General features: G+C 64.0%; 15 protein-coding genes and 1 pseudogene. 9 read left to right on the top strand and 7 right to left on the bottom strand.

Going from position 1 to position 18,086, the window contains the following annotated elements:
* Positions 1 to 125: 125 nt before the first annotated feature.
* Together rpsI and rplM are read right to left on the bottom strand one after the other, a co-directional pair.
* The gene (gene rpsI / locus V6765_RS22205) at positions 126 to 605 is read right to left on the bottom strand and encodes a 30S ribosomal protein S9 (RefSeq protein ID WP_448432794.1); all 480 of its coding nucleotides are present in this window, start codon (positions 603 to 605) and stop codon (positions 126 to 128) included.
* Positions 605 to 1,069: a 50S ribosomal protein L13 gene (gene rplM, locus V6765_RS22200; protein WP_174801068.1), complete on the bottom strand. Its 465-nt coding sequence runs from the start codon at positions 1,067 to 1,069 to the stop codon at positions 605 to 607. Before rplM ends, rpsI begins: the two co-directional genes overlap by 1 nt.
* A 495-nt stretch (positions 1,070 to 1,564) precedes the next feature.
* On the opposite strand from rplM, the gene V6765_RS22195 reads away from it, so the two are divergent.
* Positions 1,565 to 2,005: a VOC family protein gene (locus tag V6765_RS22195; protein WP_448432793.1), complete on the top strand. Its 441-nt coding sequence runs from the start codon at positions 1,565 to 1,567 to the stop codon at positions 2,003 to 2,005.
* A 6-nt stretch (positions 2,006 to 2,011) separates the two neighbouring features.
* Here V6765_RS22195 and recQ read toward each other — a convergent pair whose 3' ends face one another.
* Positions 2,012 to 3,826: a DNA helicase RecQ gene (gene recQ, locus V6765_RS22190; RefSeq protein WP_448432792.1), complete on the bottom strand. Its 1,815-nt coding sequence runs from the start codon at positions 3,824 to 3,826 to the stop codon at positions 2,012 to 2,014.
* A gap of 132 nt (positions 3,827 to 3,958) precedes the next feature.
* Between recQ and V6765_RS22185 the strand changes: the two genes are divergently transcribed.
* The 3 genes from V6765_RS22185 to V6765_RS22175 all read left to right on the top strand — a co-directional run bounded on the left by V6765_RS22185 (position 3,959) and on the right by V6765_RS22175 (position 6,856).
* Positions 3,959 to 4,756, top strand: coding sequence for an RNA methyltransferase (locus tag V6765_RS22185; protein WP_448432791.1), 798 nt, complete (start codon positions 3,959 to 3,961; stop codon positions 4,754 to 4,756).
* A complete protein-coding gene (murI, locus tag V6765_RS22180) occupies positions 4,737 to 5,555 on the top strand; it encodes a glutamate racemase (protein ID WP_448432790.1) in 819 nt (272 codons plus the stop codon). Before V6765_RS22185 ends, murI begins: the two co-directional genes overlap by 20 nt.
* A gap of 737 nt (positions 5,556 to 6,292) precedes the next feature.
* Positions 6,293 to 6,856 (top strand): TetR/AcrR family transcriptional regulator, encoded by a 564-nt coding sequence (locus V6765_RS22175; protein ID WP_448432789.1) that lies wholly within the window; start codon positions 6,293 to 6,295, stop codon positions 6,854 to 6,856.
* An 11-nt stretch (positions 6,857 to 6,867) separates the two neighbouring features.
* Here V6765_RS22175 and V6765_RS22170 read toward each other — a convergent pair whose 3' ends face one another.
* A complete protein-coding gene (locus tag V6765_RS22170) occupies positions 6,868 to 8,181 on the bottom strand; it encodes an Nramp family divalent metal transporter (protein ID WP_448432788.1) in 1,314 nt (437 codons plus the stop codon).
* Positions 8,182 to 8,376: 195 nt separating this feature from the next.
* Here V6765_RS22170 and mntR point away from each other — a divergent pair, with 195 nt between their 5' ends.
* On the top strand, positions 8,377 to 8,829 hold the full coding sequence (gene mntR / locus V6765_RS22165; RefSeq protein ID WP_448432787.1) for a manganese-binding transcriptional regulator MntR: 453 nt from the start codon (positions 8,377 to 8,379) through the stop codon (positions 8,827 to 8,829).
* Between the two features lie 15 nt (positions 8,830 to 8,844).
* Here mntR and V6765_RS22160 read toward each other — a convergent pair whose 3' ends face one another.
* On the bottom strand, positions 8,845 to 9,054 hold the full coding sequence (locus V6765_RS22160; protein ID WP_448432786.1) for a DUF1127 domain-containing protein: 210 nt from the start codon (positions 9,052 to 9,054) through the stop codon (positions 8,845 to 8,847).
* Positions 9,055 to 9,166: 112 nt separating this feature from the next.
* On the opposite strand from V6765_RS22160, the gene V6765_RS22155 reads away from it, so the two are divergent.
* Together V6765_RS22155 and V6765_RS22150 are read left to right on the top strand one after the other, a co-directional pair.
* Positions 9,167 to 9,883, top strand: a complete 717-nt coding sequence (locus tag V6765_RS22155; protein ID WP_448432785.1) for an ArsR/SmtB family transcription factor — start codon at positions 9,167 to 9,169, stop codon at positions 9,881 to 9,883.
* Positions 9,884 to 10,014: 131 nt separating this feature from the next.
* Positions 10,015 to 11,529 (top strand): helicase HerA domain-containing protein, encoded by a 1,515-nt coding sequence (locus V6765_RS22150; protein WP_448432784.1) that lies wholly within the window; start codon positions 10,015 to 10,017, stop codon positions 11,527 to 11,529.
* A gap of 241 nt (positions 11,530 to 11,770) precedes the next feature.
* Here V6765_RS22150 and recG read toward each other — a convergent pair whose 3' ends face one another.
* Positions 11,771 to 13,870: an ATP-dependent DNA helicase RecG gene (gene recG / locus V6765_RS22145; RefSeq protein WP_448432783.1), complete on the bottom strand. Its 2,100-nt coding sequence runs from the start codon at positions 13,868 to 13,870 to the stop codon at positions 11,771 to 11,773.
* Between the two features lie 92 nt (positions 13,871 to 13,962).
* On the opposite strand from recG, the gene V6765_RS22140 reads away from it, so the two are divergent.
* Positions 13,963 to 14,265, top strand: coding sequence for an FAD assembly factor SdhE (locus V6765_RS22140; protein ID WP_448432782.1), 303 nt, complete (start codon positions 13,963 to 13,965; stop codon positions 14,263 to 14,265).
* Positions 14,266 to 14,279: 14 nt separating this feature from the next.
* Positions 14,280 to 17,771: a transcription-repair coupling factor gene (gene mfd, locus V6765_RS22135; RefSeq protein ID WP_448432781.1), complete on the top strand. Its 3,492-nt coding sequence runs from the start codon at positions 14,280 to 14,282 to the stop codon at positions 17,769 to 17,771.
* Here the strand turns inward: mfd and V6765_RS22130 are convergent.
* A pseudogene (locus V6765_RS22130) lies at positions 17,737 to 18,086 on the bottom strand (hypothetical protein); the annotation flags it as partial. The gene mfd and the pseudogene V6765_RS22130 overlap by 35 nt on opposite strands.

The following is an 18,086-nucleotide window of genomic DNA, read 5'->3' as shown; positions in this document are numbered from 1 at the left end:
GTGCCGTTGCCGCCAGAGGTCTCGCAAAGCGCGCGAAGAGCGGGGGGCGGCCTTGGGCATTGCCGGCAAACAGAAAAGGGCCGCACAGTGGCGGCCCTTTCGAACGGGTATCGAAAACCCAGCGATTAGCGCTTGGAGAACTGGAACGAACGGCGGGCTTTCGCGCGGCCGTACTTCTTGCGCTCGACGACGCGGCTGTCGCGGGTCAGGAAGCCGCCGCGCTTGAGAACCGAACGCAGTTCCGGCTCGAAATAGGTCAGCGCCTTGGAGATGCCGTGGCGAACAGCACCGGCCTGGCCGGAAAGGCCGCCGCCGGTTACCGTTGCGACGATGTCGAACTGGCCATCACGGGCAGCGGCGACGATCGGCTGCTGGAGAACCATCTGCAGCACCGGACGACCAAAATATTCGGAGAAATCCTTGCCATTGACGGTGATCTTGCCAGTGCCGGCCTTCACCCAAACGCGGGCGACGGCGTCCTTGCGCTTGCCGGTGGCATAGGCGCGGCCAAGGTCGTCGACCTTGCGCTCGTGAACCGGAGCGGCGGGGGTTGCTTCAGCGGTCGCAGCGTCGCCAAGCGTCTTCAGATCGGACAGATCGGCCATTATGCGCTCCTCACATTCTTCTTGTTGAGCTTGGCAACGTCGAGCACTTCGGGCTGCTGGGCTTCATGGGGGTGGTTGGTGCCTGCATAGACGCGCAGGTTCTTCATCTGGCGACGGCCAAGCGGACCGCGCGGAATCATGCGCTCGACAGCCTTTTCGATGACGCGTTCCGGGAAACGGCCCTCGATGATCTGGCGCGCAGTGCGTTCCTTGATGCCGCCGGGGTAACCGGTGTGCCAGTAGTACATCTTGTCCGTGTACTTCTTGCCGGTCATGGCGACTTTTTCGGCATTGATGACGATGACGTTGTCGCCGTCGTCAACATGCGGGGTGAAAGTGGCTTTGTGCTTGCCGCGCAGGCGCATGGCGACGAGGGTGGCGAGACGGCCGAGGACGAGCCCTTCGGCATCGATCACGATCCACTTCTTTTCCACCTCTGCGGGCTTCTGGGAGAAGGTAACCATTCTTGTTGCTCTCGATTTTGATCCAGCCCCGAAGGGTGGACGTTTCTTGTTGCTTTGCTTGGGGTGAAGCCCAAGCCTGATGGCATATTCGGACTGGCCGGATATGTTGGCGGTTGTATAGAGCCAAGGCTGAAATTGGTCAAGAGTGAAAGAGTGGCGTCTATATGATTTATGTCAATAAAATCAAAGGTTTAAAATTACGGTATAATAATACCGCATTTTGTTGTGTGATGAAAGCCGCCAATCTACCAATGAGTCATGCTCGGGCTTGACCCGAGCATCCAGGCCATACGGAGAACGTCGCCTGGACCCTCGGGTCAAGCCCGAGGGTGACGCGCGGCGTGTGAGGGGGGCGACGACAGAATATCGCGCGAAGGGCGGCCGCAGAACCGCGTATCAGAAGGCTTCCATGCATCACCTTAGCGCGCGATCAAGCTCTTTACATCTGACGATAAACATAAGAACATATAAAGAACAAAATCGGAGGCAATACACATGGCATTTAACCGCAGGGTCAGCCTGATCACACTTGGCGTCGCGGATATCGCGGCGGCGACGGCGTTTTACGAGCGGCTGGGCTGGAAGAAATCATCCGCGTCGCAGGAAACCGTCAGCTTCTTCGGGCTCAACGGCATCGCGCTTGGTCTTTTCGGGCGAAAGGCTCTGGCCGAGGATGCCGGTCTGGAGGGCATCCCGGACGATCCGCCGTCTTTTTCAGGCGTGACGCTTGCCTATAATGTCAGCTCCGAAAGCGAAGTAGACGAGGCGCTTGTCTTCGCTGAAAGCTGCGGCGCGCGTATCGTCAAGCCGGCGGAAAAGGTATTCTGGGGCGGCTATAGCGGCTATTTCGCGGACCCGGACGGCCATTTGTGGGAGGTCGCCTTCAATCCGTTCTCGCCCCTCGACGAAGACGGACATATGACCCTGCCGGATTAGCGCCCTTCAGCCATGCGCGCGGATCACCGCGAGAAACTCCTCGCCGTAGCGCTGCAGCTTGGTCTGGCCGACGCCCGAGACCGCAAGCATGGCCTCCGGCGTGTCCGGGCGTTCGGCGGCGAGTGCAATCAGCGTGGTGTCGGGGAAGATGACATACGGCGGCACGCCGCCTTCCTTGGCAAGCGCCGTTCGGGTTGCGCGCAGGGCCTCGAACAAGGCGCTATCCTGCTCGGGCACGGCGGCGCGCTTTTCGCTGCTGCGCTTCGATGACCCTGGGGAGCCGCCGCGCGTGGGGCGGTCCTTGCGAAAGCGCACGGCCCTTTCCTTGCGAAACACCGCGCGGGCCTCCGGCATCAGCTTCAGCGCGCCATAGGCCTCGTGGTCGACCGTGATCAGGCCGGCCGCGAGCAATTGCCGGTAGACCGACTGCCAGGTCTTGACCGGCAGGTCGCTGCCCGCGCCGAAGACCGGCATCTGCGTGTGTCCGAAGCGTTCGGTCCGCTCGGTTTCCTTGCCGGTCAGGACGTCGATCAGGTGGCCGGCGCCGAAGCGTTCGCCGGTGCGGTAGATCGCGGCCATCGCCTTGATCGCGGCATCCGTGCCGTCCCAGGTCTCGACCGGCTTCAGGCAGGTATCGCAATTGCCGCAGCCGCCGGGATGGGCTTCGCCGAAATGGGCCAGAATCGCCTGCCTGCGGCAGCCCGAGGTCTCGCAGATGCCGAGCAGCGCATTGAGCTTGGCGCGTTCGACCCGCTTGATCTCGTCGACCGCGTTGCCGTTGTCGATCATCCGTCCGCGCTGCACGACATCGGCCATGCCGTAGACCATCCAGGCCTCCGACGGCAGGCCATCACGCCCCGCGCGGCCGGTCTCCTGATAATAGGCCTCGACCGAGCCCGGCAGATCGAGATGGGCGACATAACGCACATTCGGTTTGTCGATGCCCATGCCGAACGCAACGGTGGCGACGAGGCAGAGCTCCTCTTCCTTCAGGAAAGCATCCTGATTGGCGTCGCGTAGCGCGCGGTCCATGCCGGCGTGATAGGGGAGCGCGCGGACGCCCTGGCCGTTCAGCCATTCGGCGGTCTCCTCCACCTTGGCGCGCGACAGGCAATAGACAATGCCGCTGTCGCCCTTGTGGCGGGTGAGGAAATCCAGCAATTGCCGGCGCGGCTGATCGCGCTCGATGATCTCGTAGGTGATGTTCGGGCGGTCGAAGGACGTGGTGAAGACTTCCGCCTCCTGCAGCGACAGCCGCTCGATGATATCGTCGCGGGTATGCGGATCGGCGGTCGCCGTCAGCGCCATGCGCGGCACGCCGGGAAAAATGTCCTTCAGCGCATCGAGCGAACGGTATTCCGGGCGAAAATCATGACCCCATTGGGAAACGCAGTGCGCTTCGTCGATCGCGATCAGCGCGATCTTCACATGCGCCATCATCTCGCGGAAACCAGCCGTCGCCATCCGCTCCGGCGTCACGTAGAGAAGGTCGAGCTCGCCATTGTCGAGCCCCCGGCGGATCGCGCCATATTCCTCGCGCGAAAGCGTCGAGTTCAGCGCCCCCGCGCGAACGCCGAGCTGTTTCAGTGCCTCCACTTGGTCGCGCATCAGTGCAATCAGCGGCGATACCACCAGCGCCACGCCCGGGCGGCAAAGTGCGGGCACCTGATAGCAGAGCGATTTGCCAGCGCCCGTGGGAAACAGGACCACGGCATCGCCGCCAGCCACCACCTGTTCGACAACAGCCTGCTGCTTGCCGCGAAAGGCCGTATAGCCATAGACGGATTTGAGGATGGAAAGCGGATCGGCGACGTTTGACATGTTGGAGCAATAGCGCGGCCAACGGCGCGCGCCAAGGCCGGGGCGGGACAGGCTTGGGTGTTTGCCGCGTTTTTCTTGCATTCGGCGGCGGCGGGAGCGATAAGCCGAACGATAGATGAAGGCAGATAGCATATGGCAGGCACGAACAGCGAGCGTCCGCTTCTGGCGGAAGGCCCCGTGATCATTCTGGTCAATCCGCAACTCGGCGAGAATATCGGCATGGTGGCCCGCGCCATGGCGAATTTCGGTCTCGCCGAACTACGCCTCGTCGAGCCGCGCGACGGCTGGCCGAGCGACAGCGCGCGCTCCGCCGCCTCGAAGGCCGATCATGTGATCGATGGCGTAGAGGTGTTCGAGCGGCTGGAGGACGCGATCGCCGATCTCAACTTCGTCTATGCCACCACCGCCCGTAGCCGCGACGGCTTCAAGCCGGTGCGCGGGCCGACGGTTGCCGCCGATACGCTGCGCGCCCGCCACAGGGCAGGGGAGCGTTCAGGTATCCTTTTCGGGCGCGAGCGCTGGGGGTTGAAGAACGAGGAGGTGGCGCTCGCCGATGAGATCGTCACCTTCCCGGTGAACCCCGCCTTCGCCTCGCTCAACATCGCCCAGGCTGTGCTGCTGATGTCCTATGAGTGGATGAAATCCGGCATGGCGGATGAAAGCGCGACGCCGTTTCAGGCGCTCGAGCAGACGCCCGCCACCAAGGAAAACCTATTTGGCCTGTTTTCCCATCTCGAAGAGGCGCTCGATGCGCGCGGATATTTCCGCCCCGCCGACAAAAAGCCCAAAATGATCGACAATCTAAGAGCAGTCTTTACCCGCAGGGCGATGAGCGCGCAGGAAATTCATGTGGTGCGCGGGGTGATTTCCGCGCTCGATCGCTATACCCGCAAGAACCCGCGCGGCCAGGATGGCGGCGATGAGCGATGACGGCCCGGTTCTCATTTTCGATTCCGGCATTGGCGGGCTGACCGTGCTGCGCGAGGCCCGGATGCTGATGCCGGAACGCCGCTTCGTCTATATCGCCGATAACGCCGCCTTTCCCTATGGCGACTGGAAGGAGGAGGCGCTGCTCGAGCATCTGCTGCGGCTCTTCGGGCAGTTGCTGGAGGAAATCCGCCCGGCCTGCGTGATCATCGCCTGCAACACGGCCTTCACGCTTGCCGGCGCGGCATTGCGCGAGCGCTTCCCCGAAACCGATTTCGTGGGCACCGTGCCCGCCATCAAGCCGGCCGCCGAACGCACAGCCACCGGCCTGATCTCCGTTCTGGCAACGCCCGTGACGGTGAAGCGCGACTACACCAAGGGGCTGATCGAAAGTTTCGCCAGCCATTGCCACGCACGCCTCGTCGGCTCGCGTTATCTGGCGGCGCTCGCGGAAGACTATATCTGCGGCATTGCCGTTGCGGATTCGGCGCTCTGGGCGGAAATCGCGCCGTGTTTCGTGGAGGAGGAGGGCAGGCGCACCGATATCGTGGTGCTGGCCTGCACGCATTATCCCTTCCTTGCCAACCGCTTCCGCAAGCTCGCCCCCTGGCCGGTGGACTGGCTGAACCCGGCCGAGGCGATCGCCATGCAGGCAAAGCGCGTGCTGGGGCCATCGACAGCCGCCGCCGATGGCGGCCCCAACCATGATTTTGTGATCTTCACCGGGGCGAACCTGCGTCCGGAAACCGTGCGGCTGATGCAGGGCTTCGGCCTCAAGATCGCCGCGCGCCGGGCGGGGTGAACGACGGCAACTCGGGTCAATACGGCTCCTGTGTGACTCGGTATCTCCTGTCTGGAGTGGTGTTTTGCTGACTCGACGCCCTAGGAGGGGTCATGCTCGTGCTCGACACGAGCATCCAGGCCACACGGAAAACGGTCTTTCGACAATCGCTCTCTCCATCTGCTTCAAGGCTCGGGCTTGACCCAAGCGTCCGATCGTCTCTGCTGCGTTATCTGAGCGCTTCATCTCATGCTGCTGCGAGTAAGCCACCGCAACCGCCGAACCTGACGTACGCTGCCTGGATCCTCGGGGCGATCCCGAAGATGGCGCCTGATAGGGCGGGGCTATCGCCTAGGGCTTTTTCGCATAGCCCCCCATTCTTCTCGCCCCGGAGGGGAGAGATGTCGCGAGAGCGACAGTGAGGGGGGAGGATATCAACGCTAACGCCGTCAAAAGACGAGATGCTGCTTCACCCTCACTGCCCCTTTCGGGGCATTTTTCCCGCCAGCGGGAGAGAGTATTGGGAGCAAGTTGCCAAGCCATTGCGATAGCCCGCCGCGTAGGGGGAGAGGGCGGCCGCCTCCACTTGCTTCAATGCGTTAGTGAGTTGACCAACTTATATGAGTTAGTTAAAACAACTCACAAATAGAGCCGTTGCCGATCGGAACACAGTCGGCTTGGGAGGCGGGTCGAGCGCTAATATAAGTCTGAGCGGAATCGATGCCGCAGGACGAGGCCGGAATGAGCAGGAAAGACACGTGACCAGGAAAGATATGGGAAAACGCGAGCGGCTGGTGGAGGCGGCGGTGAACCTTGCCTACCGGCAGGGCTATACCCGCACGACGATCGCCGACATCGCGAAGGAATCCGGCGTGCCGCTCGGCAATGTCTATTATTACTTCAAGACGAAGGATGACATTGCCACCGCGATCCTCGACCACCACAAGGGTCAGTTTGAAGGCCTGAAGGCGGAACTGGCCGAATTGCCGTCGCCCAAGGCCCGTCTCGTCGCCTTCGTGAACAAGACCGTCGGCGAGGCCGGCGAGATTGCGCTGAAAGGCAGCCCCACGGGCATGCTGAGCGCGGAGCTTCTGAAGGCCGGCGACAAGGCGGCAGTGGAAGCCTTTCCGTTGCTCGCCGCGCCAATGGAATGGATGGCGGAGCAGTTTGCCGAAATGGGCCATGGCGATGACGCCGCGGCGCTGGCGCTGCAATTGCAGTCATCGCTCCAGGGCGCATCGCTGCTGGCGCAGAATGCCCGCAACCCCGAGCTTCTGACGCGCGAGGCCGCAAGGCTGAAAATGTGGGTCAACGGGCTTTAGCCCGGTGCGCTTCACCCGGCCGCCAGTCCCGGGATCGGCACGCCGAAGGTCTGGGCGAGCAGGACGAAGTTGAGGCTGAGCACGGCGATCGCGGCGAGGATGGCGAGCGCGCCGATCAGCCGGCCATTGGCATACTCGCCCATGATCTTGCGGTTGCGGGTGAAGATAACCAGCGAAATCATCGGCACCGGCAGCGCGATAGACAGGATGATCTGGCTGACGACCAGCGCCTGGGTGGCGTTGACGCCAAGGGCGACGACCACAAAGGCCGGCAGCATGGTGATCAGCCGGCGCAGCCAGATCGGGATCCGGAAGCCGACAAAGCCCTGCATGATCATCTGCCCCGCCATGGTGCCGACGACCGAGCTGGAGATGCCCGATGCGATCAGCGAGATCAGGAAGACGGCCGCAGCAGCGCCGCCGAGCAGGGGCGTCAGCATATGGTAGGCGGTCTCGATTTCGGCGACCTCGCTGTGGCCTTTATGAAATGCGCCCGCGGCCATCATCACCATCGCCATGTTGACCACGCCCGCCACCGCAAGCGCCGCCACCACTTCGATATTGGAAAATCGCAGCACCCGGCGGCGCTCGGTTTCGTTCTTGACCGCGACCCGATGCTGGGTGAGGCCGGAATGGAGATAGACGGCATGCGGCATGACGGTGGCGCCGATAATGCCGACCGCAATCGCCAGTGCCGTGGCATCTGGAATGTCCGGGCGGATAAGGCCCGTTGCCGCCTCGCCCCAGGCGACGGGGGCAATGAAGAGCTCGATGACATAGCAAAGCCCGATCACACCGATCATGGAACCGATGATCAGTTCCATGGGCCGAAACCCGCGCCGTTCAAACAGCAGAATGCCGTAGGTTACGATCGCGGTGACGCCCATCCCCGCCATCAGCGGCATGTTGAACAGCAGGGCAAGCCCGATCGCCCCGCCGAGAAACTCGGCAAGATCGGTCGCCATCGCCGCGATCTCGCTGACAATCCAGAGCAGGATCACGACCGGTTTGGAAAATTCATCGCGGCAGACTTCCGCGAGATTGCGCCCGGTGACGATGCCGAGCTTGGCCGACAGCGCCTGAAACAGCATGGCGACCAGATTGGCGAACAGCACCACCCAGAGCAGGGTGTAGCCATAGCCGGCGCCCGCCTGGATATTGGTGGCGTAATTGCCGGGATCGACATAGGCGATTGCGGCGATCACCGCCGGACCGACAAACAGCAATGCCGATTTCGGCCGCACCCGCCCGGAGGCGAGGGCCTGTTCGATGGCCGTATTGGTCTTGTCCGTGAGCGAGCGGCGCTTGGTCTTCAGGTCGGTCATGGGGCGAGGCAAGTTGGATAGTCTGGAATTATTAAAAATATAGCCTAGGCTACATTTTTGTCAATCGTCGTTATCATGGCGCGATCGAGGCCGTCCGCCAATGGCGATTTGCCTTGTCGTCGACCACCGGATACAAGGTACAGACGATAATTTACCCTCGGCTACAGATTGATCCAGTATTGCAGGGAGCGACCGGTGAGCGACGATCAAAAACCATCCGATTGCGACGCCGCCGACCGGTTTTCAAAGGCGCGGTCCGAGCGCGCCAGCGCACTTCTGGAGGACTACACAGAGCTGATCGGCGACCTGATGGCCGAGCACGGCGAGGCGCGGATCGCGGATATCGCCCGTTCCATGGGGGTCGCCCACCCGACGGCCACCAAGGCGGTGGCGCGGCTGAAGCGCGAGGGGCTCGCAACCTCGCGGCCCTATCGCGGCGTGTTTCTGACGCCGGCTGGCGAAGCGATGGCGGAAAAGGCGCGGCAACGCCACCGGATCGTGCACGATCTGCTGCTGGCCCTCGGCGTGCCGGCGGAAGCGGCCGAACTCGACGCCGAGGGCATAGAACACCATGTCTCCGACGAGACGTTGAAGGCTTTCGCGGCCTTCCTGACCGGAAAACACGAGCGCGAGCCGCCGAAAGACTGAGGGCGTCACGGCCGCTCAGTCCCAGAATGGCCGACCGGCTTCCCTGCGGGCCTCCGCCGGCGTGACGTCGATATCTCTCAGGTGGTCGTCCGATAGTTCAAGGAGATCCATCCGCTGACGCCGCCGCTGCGGCCAGCGGACGAAAAGGGTGTGGAGCATAATCCCGGCGGAGCGGCGGATGGCGCTGAAGCGGGCAGGGCTCCGGGCCGGGGCGGAGTCGGTCATGGGGTATCCTCTCGTTTTCGAGGAGATTTATGCCGCCGCCTCGCCCTTTGTTTCGGTCTTGGCCGAAGCTATCGGCGATGACGGTGCGTTTCCCCGGTGCTAGATTGGCCCCATGACAAACACGGTTTCCGCAAACACGCTCGCCTCCGTCGCCGCCCTGATCGGCGATGTCGCGCGGGCGAACATGCTGTCCGCGCTGCTTGGCGGCAAGGCGTTGACCGCCGGCGAGCTTGCCGGCGTCGCCGGTGTTACGCCGCAGACCGCGAGCGGCCATCTGGCCCGTCTTGTCGATGGCGCGCTGGTGGCGGTCGAAAAACAGGGCCGGCATCGCTATTTCCGCCTCGCCTCCGCCGATGTCGCCGAGACGCTGGAGCATCTGAGCCTGCTTTCGGCGGCCGGTCCCGCCCGCTATCGCCCCACTGGCCCGAAGGACGAGGCGATGCGGGTGGCGCGCACCTGCTACGACCACATGGCCGGCGCCATCGCGGTCGGCATCACCGATTCGCTGGTACGCGCGGGATATCTCGAATTCGAGGGAGCCGCGGGGCTGGTGACTGACAAGGGCCGGGCGTTTTTCTGCGATTTCGGCATATCGCTGGAAGAGGCCGGCAAAAGCCGGCGGGCGCTCTGCCGCACCTGCCTCGACTGGAGCGAGCGCCGCCACCATATCGGCGGCTGGCTGGGCGCCGCCATGCTCGCGCGCTGCCGCGAGCGCCACTGGCTGCGCCCGGCGCGGGATGGCCGGGCGCTGACCCTGACGCGGGAAGGGCAGGCCGGCTTTGCCGCCACATTCGCGATCGACCCGTCGGTGCTGCGCATCGTCGCCTGAGGCGGAAAGCTGTGGGTAACGCCCGCCGCCGCACGACCGCGCTGGCGCCGACCTGCTATAGCAGGCTATGCGACCCCGCTTATCTGCGACGCGTCCGCGACAAATCCATCCGAAACGAAGGTGAAGGCGAAGTGCAAGTCGACATCGATATGGGAACGACATCGACCGGTGACGTGGCCAGTCTCGATATCGAGGAACTGCTGGCGACCCGGCTTCTGGTGCAGGGCAATTCCGGCTCCGGCAAGTCGCATCTTCTGCGCCGCCTGCTTGAGCAATCGGCCAAATGGGTGCAGCAGGTGGTGATCGATCCCGAGGGCGATTTCGTCACGCTTTCGGATGCCTTCGGCCATGTCGTAGTCGACGGCGAACGCTCGGAAGGCGAGTTGATCGGGATCGCAAACCGCATACGCCAGCACCGCGTCTCCTGCGTGCTGACGCTGGAAGGCCTCGAGATCGAGGACCAGATGCGCACCGCCGCGACCTTTCTCAACGCGCTGTTCGATGCCGATCGCGATCACTGGTATCCGGTGCTGACCGTGGTCGACGAAGCCCAGATGTTCGCGCCGTCCGGCGGCGGCGAGGTGGCCGAGGAGGTGCGCCGACAATCGCTCGGCGCCATGACCAACCTGATGTGCCGGGGCAGAAAGCGCGGGCTTGCCGGCGTGATCGCCACCCAGCGGCTGGCCAAGCTTGCCAAGAACGTCGCCGCCGAGGCCTCCAACTTTCTGATGGGCCGGACCTTTCTCGATATCGACATGGCGCGCGCGGCCGATCTGCTCGGCATGGACCGCCGCCAGGCCGAACAGTTCCGCGATCTGAAGCGCGGCAATTTCGTAGCGCTCGGCCCCGCGATGTCGCGCCGCCCGCTGAAGGTGGTCATCGGGCCCGTGGAAACCTCTGCGCGGTCCTCCAGCCCCAAGCTGATGCCGCTGCCGGACAAGCCGGAGGATGTCGACGATCTGATCTTCACGCCCGATCCGGAGGACCTTGCCCGGCAGGCAAGCGCGCCGCGCCGTGTGACGCCGCGTCCGCGCCCGACCGTCGATATCATCGACCAGCTTTCCCAGTCCGCCGACGCCGCGCCGGAGCCGCGCGGCCCACGCGCGAGCGCGATGAGCGACGAGGAGCGGGAGGACTGGATCACAATGACGCTGGCCGAGATCGCGGATGGAAAGGAGTCGGCTTTCCGTTCGGATTCAGAGCTTTACCAGGATTTCCTGATGCGTGGTCGTATGAAGCGGATTTCCGGCGCGCCGCTTTCCATGTCCGATTTCCGCCGCCGGCTTGCGGTCGCCCGTTCCGGCGTCGATGACGCGATGGCCGAAAGCGAGGGATGGCAGATGGCGCTGTCGCTGACGCCGCATGTCACTGATGATCTGCAGGGCGTGTTCCTGATGCTGGCCAAGGCCGCACTCTCCGGCGAGCCGTGCCCCTCCGATGCCACGATCGCGCGCGCCTATGGCACCCATTCCGCCCGACGCGCCCGGCGCTTCCTCGACTGGTTCGAGGAGCAGGGCCTGATCGTGCTCCACACCGAGCCCGGCGGCAAACGCGTCGTCGCCTTCCCCGACCTCGACGCCAAGACCGAAGGCGGCGACCCCGATGCTCCGGCGGATGCCGGCGAACGGCGGGATGCGGCGGAGTAGGGTGTCCGGCCCCGTTCGCCCGCCCTGTTCAACGCTCCCCGAGAAGCCGTTGTGGCGGTCGCTGTATTTTGCTGAACTGCCACCCTCTGATGAGCCATGCTCGTGCTTGACACGAACATCCAGGCAACACGGAGCACGCCGCCTGGACCCTCGGATCAAGTCCGAGGGTGACGCCTGATAGGGGAGAGTGCCGTCGGAGAGGGGGGCTATGGCGTCTCAGGTAAACAAACCGTCGGCCACGCTACCCCGCATTCAGATAGCGGATCGCCTCGTCGCGGCGGAACAGGTAGAGCAGGGTTCTGAGCGCCGTGCCGCGTTCGCTCTTGAGTTCAGGGTCCTTGCTGACGATATAGCCGGCATCCTTGCGGGCGGTGGCGAGGATGTCGCCGTGGGCCTCGAGGCTTGCGAAGCGGAAGCCGGGAATGCCGGACTGGCGGGTGCCGAGCAGCTCGCCTTCGCCGCGCAGCTTCAGATCCTCCTCGGCGATGCGGAAGCCGTCATTGCTTTCGCGCAGCACCGAAAGCCGGGCGTGGCCCATTTCCGAAAGCGGCCCCTTGTAAAGCAGGATGCAGGAGGAGGCCTCGTCACCGCGGCCGACGCGCCCGCGCAACTGGTGAAGCTGGGCAAGGCCGAAGCGCTCGGCATGTTCGATCACGATGATCGAGGCATCCGGAACGTCGACGCCAACTTCCACCACCGTGGTGGCGACCAGAAGGCGGGTTTCGCCCGTCCTGAACGCCTCCATCGCCGCATCCTTGTCGGCCGATGACATTCGGCCATGAATCAGGCCGACCTTTTCCGGCCCGAGCGCCTTTGCCAGTGTTTCGTAGCGTTCCTCGGCCGACATCAGCTCGACGGCTTCCGATTCCTCGACCAGCGGGCAGATCCAGTAGGATTTTTTTCCTTGGCCGAGCGCATCGCGCAACCTGCCGACGACATCGCCGATCCGTTCCAGCGGGATCGTGACGGTCTGGATCGGCTTTCGCCCGGCCGGCTTCTCGGTGAGGTTGGAGACATCCATGTCGCCGAAGGCGGCAAGCACCAGCGTGCGGGGTATCGGCGTTGCCGACATCACCAGAAGATGCGGCGCCATGCCCTTGGCCGTCAGCCGCAGACGCTGGTGGACGCCGAAACGGTGCTGCTCGTCGACAATGGCGAGCCGGAGGTCGTGATAGCTGACATTGTCCTGAAACAATGCGTGGGTGCCGATCACGATCCTTGCCTCGCCGCTGGCGATCTGCGCCTCGATCTCCTTGCGCTCGCGCGCCCTGGTCTTGCCGGTCAGCAGGCTGACGGTCACGTCGGCCTTTTCGGCGAGGGCCACGATGCCCTCATAATGCTGGCGCGCCAGGATTTCGGTCGGGGCCATCAGCACCGCCTGACCGCCATCCTCGACCACGGCCAGCATCGCAAGCAGACCGACAATGGTCTTGCCGGAGCCGACATCGCCCTGCAGCATGCGCAGCATCCGGGTCTCCTTCGACATGTCGTCGAGGATCGCCGTCACCGCCTGTTCCTGTCCGGCGGTCAGCGCGAAGGGCAGGGCGGCGCGCACCTTGTCCGAGAGCGCGCCCGTTGCCCGCACCGGCCGGCCCCTGGCCTTGCGCATCCGGCTTCTGACCAGCGACAGCGAAAGCTGGCCCGCCAGAAACTCGTCATAGGCAAGCCTGCGGCGCGCCGGCGCCTGCGGTTCGATATCTGTTTCATCGCGCGGGGTGTGGAGGGCGGCAAGCGCCTCGCCGGTCGTCGGAAAGCCCTGTTTTGCAACGATTGCGGGATCGATCCATTCGGGAAAGACAGGAATGCGTTCAAGCGCCGCCTCGATCGACCGCCGCAGGATCTTGGCGGAAAGCCCCGCCGTCAGCGGATAAACCGGTTCCACCGCCGGCAGCGTATCTGCCTTTTCTGCCGGCACGATATAATCGGGATGCACCATTGTAGGGCGACCGTTGAACCATTCCGCGCGGCCGCTCACCACAACCATCTCGCCGACCGGCAACTGCTTTTCCAGCCAGTCGGCCCTGGCGTGAAAGAAGGTCAGCGTCAGCTCGCCGGTCTCGTCATGCAGATAGACGCGATAGGGCGTGTTGGAACGGGAAGGGGCCGGCTGGTGGCGGTCGATGCGGCCTTCCACCGTCACAATCGCGCCTTCGGGCAGATGCGCGACGCCCGGCTTCAGCCGACGGTCGATCACCGAAGTCGGCGCGTGAAACACGAGATCGATGACGCGGGCCTCGTCCTCGCTGCCGGTCAGCTTCATCAGCAGCTTGGCAAGTTTGGGCCCGATCCCCGCAAGCGAGGACGCGGGCGCGAACAGGGGATCGAGCAAAGCAGGTCGCATATTTTTGAAATGAACCCGCTGAGAGGCTTTGGCAAGGCTGACAAGCGCGAAACGAGCCGCTATAGAGGCCAATCAACAGAGAAGGTATCGAAATGACCGGTTTGAAGCGCACCAGCGCCGACCTTGACCCGCGGCGGCGGCGCATGCTGTTTCGCGCGTGGCACCGCGGCATTCGCGAGATGGACCTGATCCTCGGGCAATATGCCGAGGATAATATCGCCGACATGGACAACGCGACGCTCGACAAGTTCGAGACGATCATGGCCGAGGAGGACAACGACCTGATCGCCTGGATCAACGGCGCTTCGCCCGTGCCGGAACATCTGCGCATGCCCCTGTTTGAGAGCATCGCCGCCTATCGGCCGGACTTCGATCCGGTGGAAAAGAACGCCTGAGGCGCGGCCCGACCATGATTTCCGGATTCAACCCGAAGAAACTCGAAAGCCTGACCGGCGCGGTCACCATCGCCAATGCCGTGCCGGGCACGGAACCGCTGGTGCTGGCCGAAATGGCGCGCGCCGGGCAATCGGTCGCCTATGTCCTGTCTGACGGCCAGCGGATTGCCGATTTCGAGCAGATGCTCGGCTTCGTTGCTCCGGATATCCCGGTTCTCACGCTGCCGGCCTGGGATTGCCTGCCCTATGACCGGGTCTCGCCCGGCGCCGATACTGAGGCGCGCAGGTTGTCTGCGCTTGCCGGCCTTGTGGCCCATGCCAAGAAGCCGCATCCGGCAATCATCCTCGTCACCGTCAACGCGATGCTGCAGAAGCTGCCCCCGCGCGAGATCGTGGCCTCGCTCGGCTTTTCCGCCCGCGCTGGCCAGGTGATCGATATGGATGCAATTGTCCATCGTCTCGCCGATGCCGGTTTCGAGCGCGTGCCCACCGTTCGCGCCGTTGGCGAATATGCGGTGCGCGGCGGCATTCTCGACGTGTTCGTGCCGGGCGCGGACAACGGCGTGCGGCTCGATTTCTTCGGCGACACGCTGGAAACCATCCGCGCCTTCGACGCTGCAAGCCAGCGCACCACCGGCACGGTCAAGTCGCTTGATCTCAACGCCATGAGCGAAGTGACGCTCGGCGACGACAATATCGCGCGGTTCCGCAAGAATTACCTCTCCATGTTCGGCGCTGCCACCCGCGACGATGCGCTCTATCAGGCGGTCTCGGAAGGCCGACGCTATGCCGGCATGGAACACTGGATGCCGCTGTTTTACGAGCGGCTGGAAACCATGTTCGACTATCTCGACGGGTTCAGCGTGGTTGTCGATCACACCGCCCGCGAGGCCGCCGCAGAGCGCGCGGCGCTGATCGAGGATTATTATCAGGCCCGGCGCGCCAATATGGGCGAGGGGCGCGGCGGCGCGCCCTACAAGCCGGTGCCGCCGGATACGCTCTATCTCGACGACAAGGCGTTTTCGGCGGGGCTTGATGCCATCGGCTCCATCCGGCTTTCGCCCTTCAACGAGGCCTCCAGCGTCGGCAAGCCGGTGATCGCGATCGAGGCCCATGCCGGCCCGCGCTGGGCGACCGAGGCCAAGGCGCGCGATGACGACGCCCGCGTCAACGTGTTCGAACAGGCGGTGCGCCATATCGCAGACAAGCGCGCCGGCGGCGGCAAGGTGTTGATCACCGGCTGGTCGGAAGGCTCGCTCGACCGGCTGCTGCAGGTGCTGAAGGAGCACGGGCTTGAGAAGATCAAGCCGATCGGCGCGTTGGCCGAGGTCGCTAAGCTTGGCAAGGGCGAAGCCGCCAGCGCGGTGATGAGCCTTGAAGGCGGGTTCGAGACTGGCAACCTTTTTGTCATCGGCGAGCAGGATATTCTCGGCGATCGTCTGATCCGCAAGAACCGCCGTCGCCGCAAGGCGAGCGATTTCATCTCCGAGGTTTCCGGGCTTGATGAGGGCTCGCTGGTGGTTCACGCCGAGCACGGCATCGGCCGCTTCATCGGGCTGAGGACGATCGAAGCGGCAGGCGCACCGCGCGATTGTCTGGAACTGCAATATGCCGACGACGCCAAGCTGTTCCTGCCGGTCGAAAATATCGAGCTGTTGTCGCGCTACGGGTCGGATGCCGCCGAAGCGCCGCTCGACCGGCTCGGCGGCGGGGCGTGGCAGGCCAAGAAGGCGCGGCTGAAGAAGCGCCTGCTCGACATGGCCGACGAGCTGATCGCGATTGCCGCCAAGCGCGCCACCCGTTCAGCACCCGTGTTGCAGGCGGCCGAGGGGCTTTACGACGAGTTCGCCGCCCGCTTCCCCTACGAGGAAACCGAGGACCAGTTCAACGCCATCGAATCGGTGCGCGGCGATCTCGGCCTTGGCCGGCCGATGGACCGGCTGATCTGCGGCGATGTCGGCTTCGGCAAGACGGAAGTAGCCCTGCGCGCCGCTTTCCTTGCGGCCATGAACGGGGTTCAGGTCGCCGTCGTGGTGCCGACAACGCTTCTGGCGCGCCAGCATTACAAGACCTTTGCCGAGCGGTTCCGCGGCCTGCCGATCAAGGTGGCGCAGGCCTCGCGCCTGGTGCCCGCCAAAGAGTTGGCGCAGACCAAGAAGGACCTTGCTGACGGCAAGCTTGATGTCGTGATCGGCACCCACGCGCTGCTTGGCACCGCGATCAAGTTTGCCAATCTGGGCCTGCTGATCATCGACGAGGAGCAGCATTTCGGCGTCAAGCACAAGGAGCGGCTGAAGGAGCTGAAGAGCGACGTGCATGTGCTGACGCTGTCGGCAACGCCGATCCCGCGCACGCTGCAGCTTGCCATGACCGGTGTTCGCGAACTCTCGCTGATCACCACCCCGCCGGTCGACCGCATGGCGGTGCGCACCTTCATCTCGCCGTTCGATCCGCTGGTGATCCGCGAGACGCTGATGCGCGAGCATTTCCGCGGCGGCCAGAGCTTCTATGTCTGTCCGCGCCTTTCCGATCTGGAGGAAGTTCAGGCCTTTCTGCAGGCAGAAGTGCCGGAGCTGAAGGTGGCGGTCGCCCACGGCCAGATGGCGGCCGGCCAGCTCGAAGACATCATGAACGCCTTCTACGACGGCAAATACGACGTGCTGCTGTCGACCACGATCGTGGAATCCGGCCTCGACGTGCCGACCGCGAACACGCTGATCGTCCACCGCGCCGATATGTTCGGCCTGGCCCAGCTCTACCAGCTGCGCGGCCGCGTCGGGCGCTCCAAGACGCGCGCCTTCGCGGTGTTCACGCTGCCGGTCAACAAGCGGCTTACCGATACCGCCGATCGCAGGCTGAAGGTGCTGCAGTCGCTCGACACGCTCGGCGCGGGTTTCCAGCTCGCAAGTCACGACCTCGATATTCGCGGCGCCGGCAACCTGCTCGGCGAGGAGCAGTCCGGCCATATCAAGGAAGTCGGGTTTGAGCTCTATCAGCAGATGCTGGAAGAGGCGGTGGCCGAGGCCAAGGGCGACGAGGATGCCGGCGGCTCCGACTGGTCGCCGCAGATCGCGCTTGGCACGTCGGTGATGATCCCGGAAAGCTATGTGCCGGACCTCAACCTGCGCATGGGGCTTTATCGCAGGCTTGGCGAACTGACCGACGCGACCGATATCGACGGCTTCGGCGCGGAGCTGATCGACCGCTTCGGGCCGATGCCGGAAGAGGTGCAGTCGCTCTTGAAGATCGTCTTCATCAAGTCGCTGTGCCGCATCGCCAATGTCGAAAAGCTGGATGCCGGGCCGAAGGGGATCGTGGTGCAGTTCCGCAACCGCGAATTCCCGAACCCGGCGGGTCTCGTGCAGTTCATCGGCGAAAACAGCGTTTCGGCCAAGATCCGCCCCGACCACAGCATCTATTTCAACCGCGACCTGCCAACGCCCGACAAGCGTTTGGGCCAGGCGGCGGTGATCATGAGCAAGCTGTCGAAGCTCGCCGCAGCCTGAAGACGCCGGCTGTCACGGGTTTTCCGCCCGAGGCGAAATCGGCGACGTTGTATCGTGCGATGAGGGTGAGGTGCTGTTGCGGCAGATGGGCCCGGAAGGGATCGCCGATCAGGATGTCCGCGCCCGTTTCGGCCAGCGCATTGAGGCTGGCGAGTGTCTGATCGGCTGTTTCAGGGTCGTAGAATACATCGCCGGCCAGCACGACTGCCGGCTCCCGGTTCGATGCATCGGAATTTTCTCGGTCGTCGCCGCTTGCTCCTAATACTCTCTCCCGCTGGCGGGAGAGATGCCCCGAAAGGGGCAGTGAGGGTGGCG

Source organism: Martelella sp. FOR1707, from assembly GCF_053484265.1.
The sequence above is the reverse complement of the archived record's forward strand: the minus strand, read 5'-3'. Positions and strand labels throughout refer to the sequence as shown.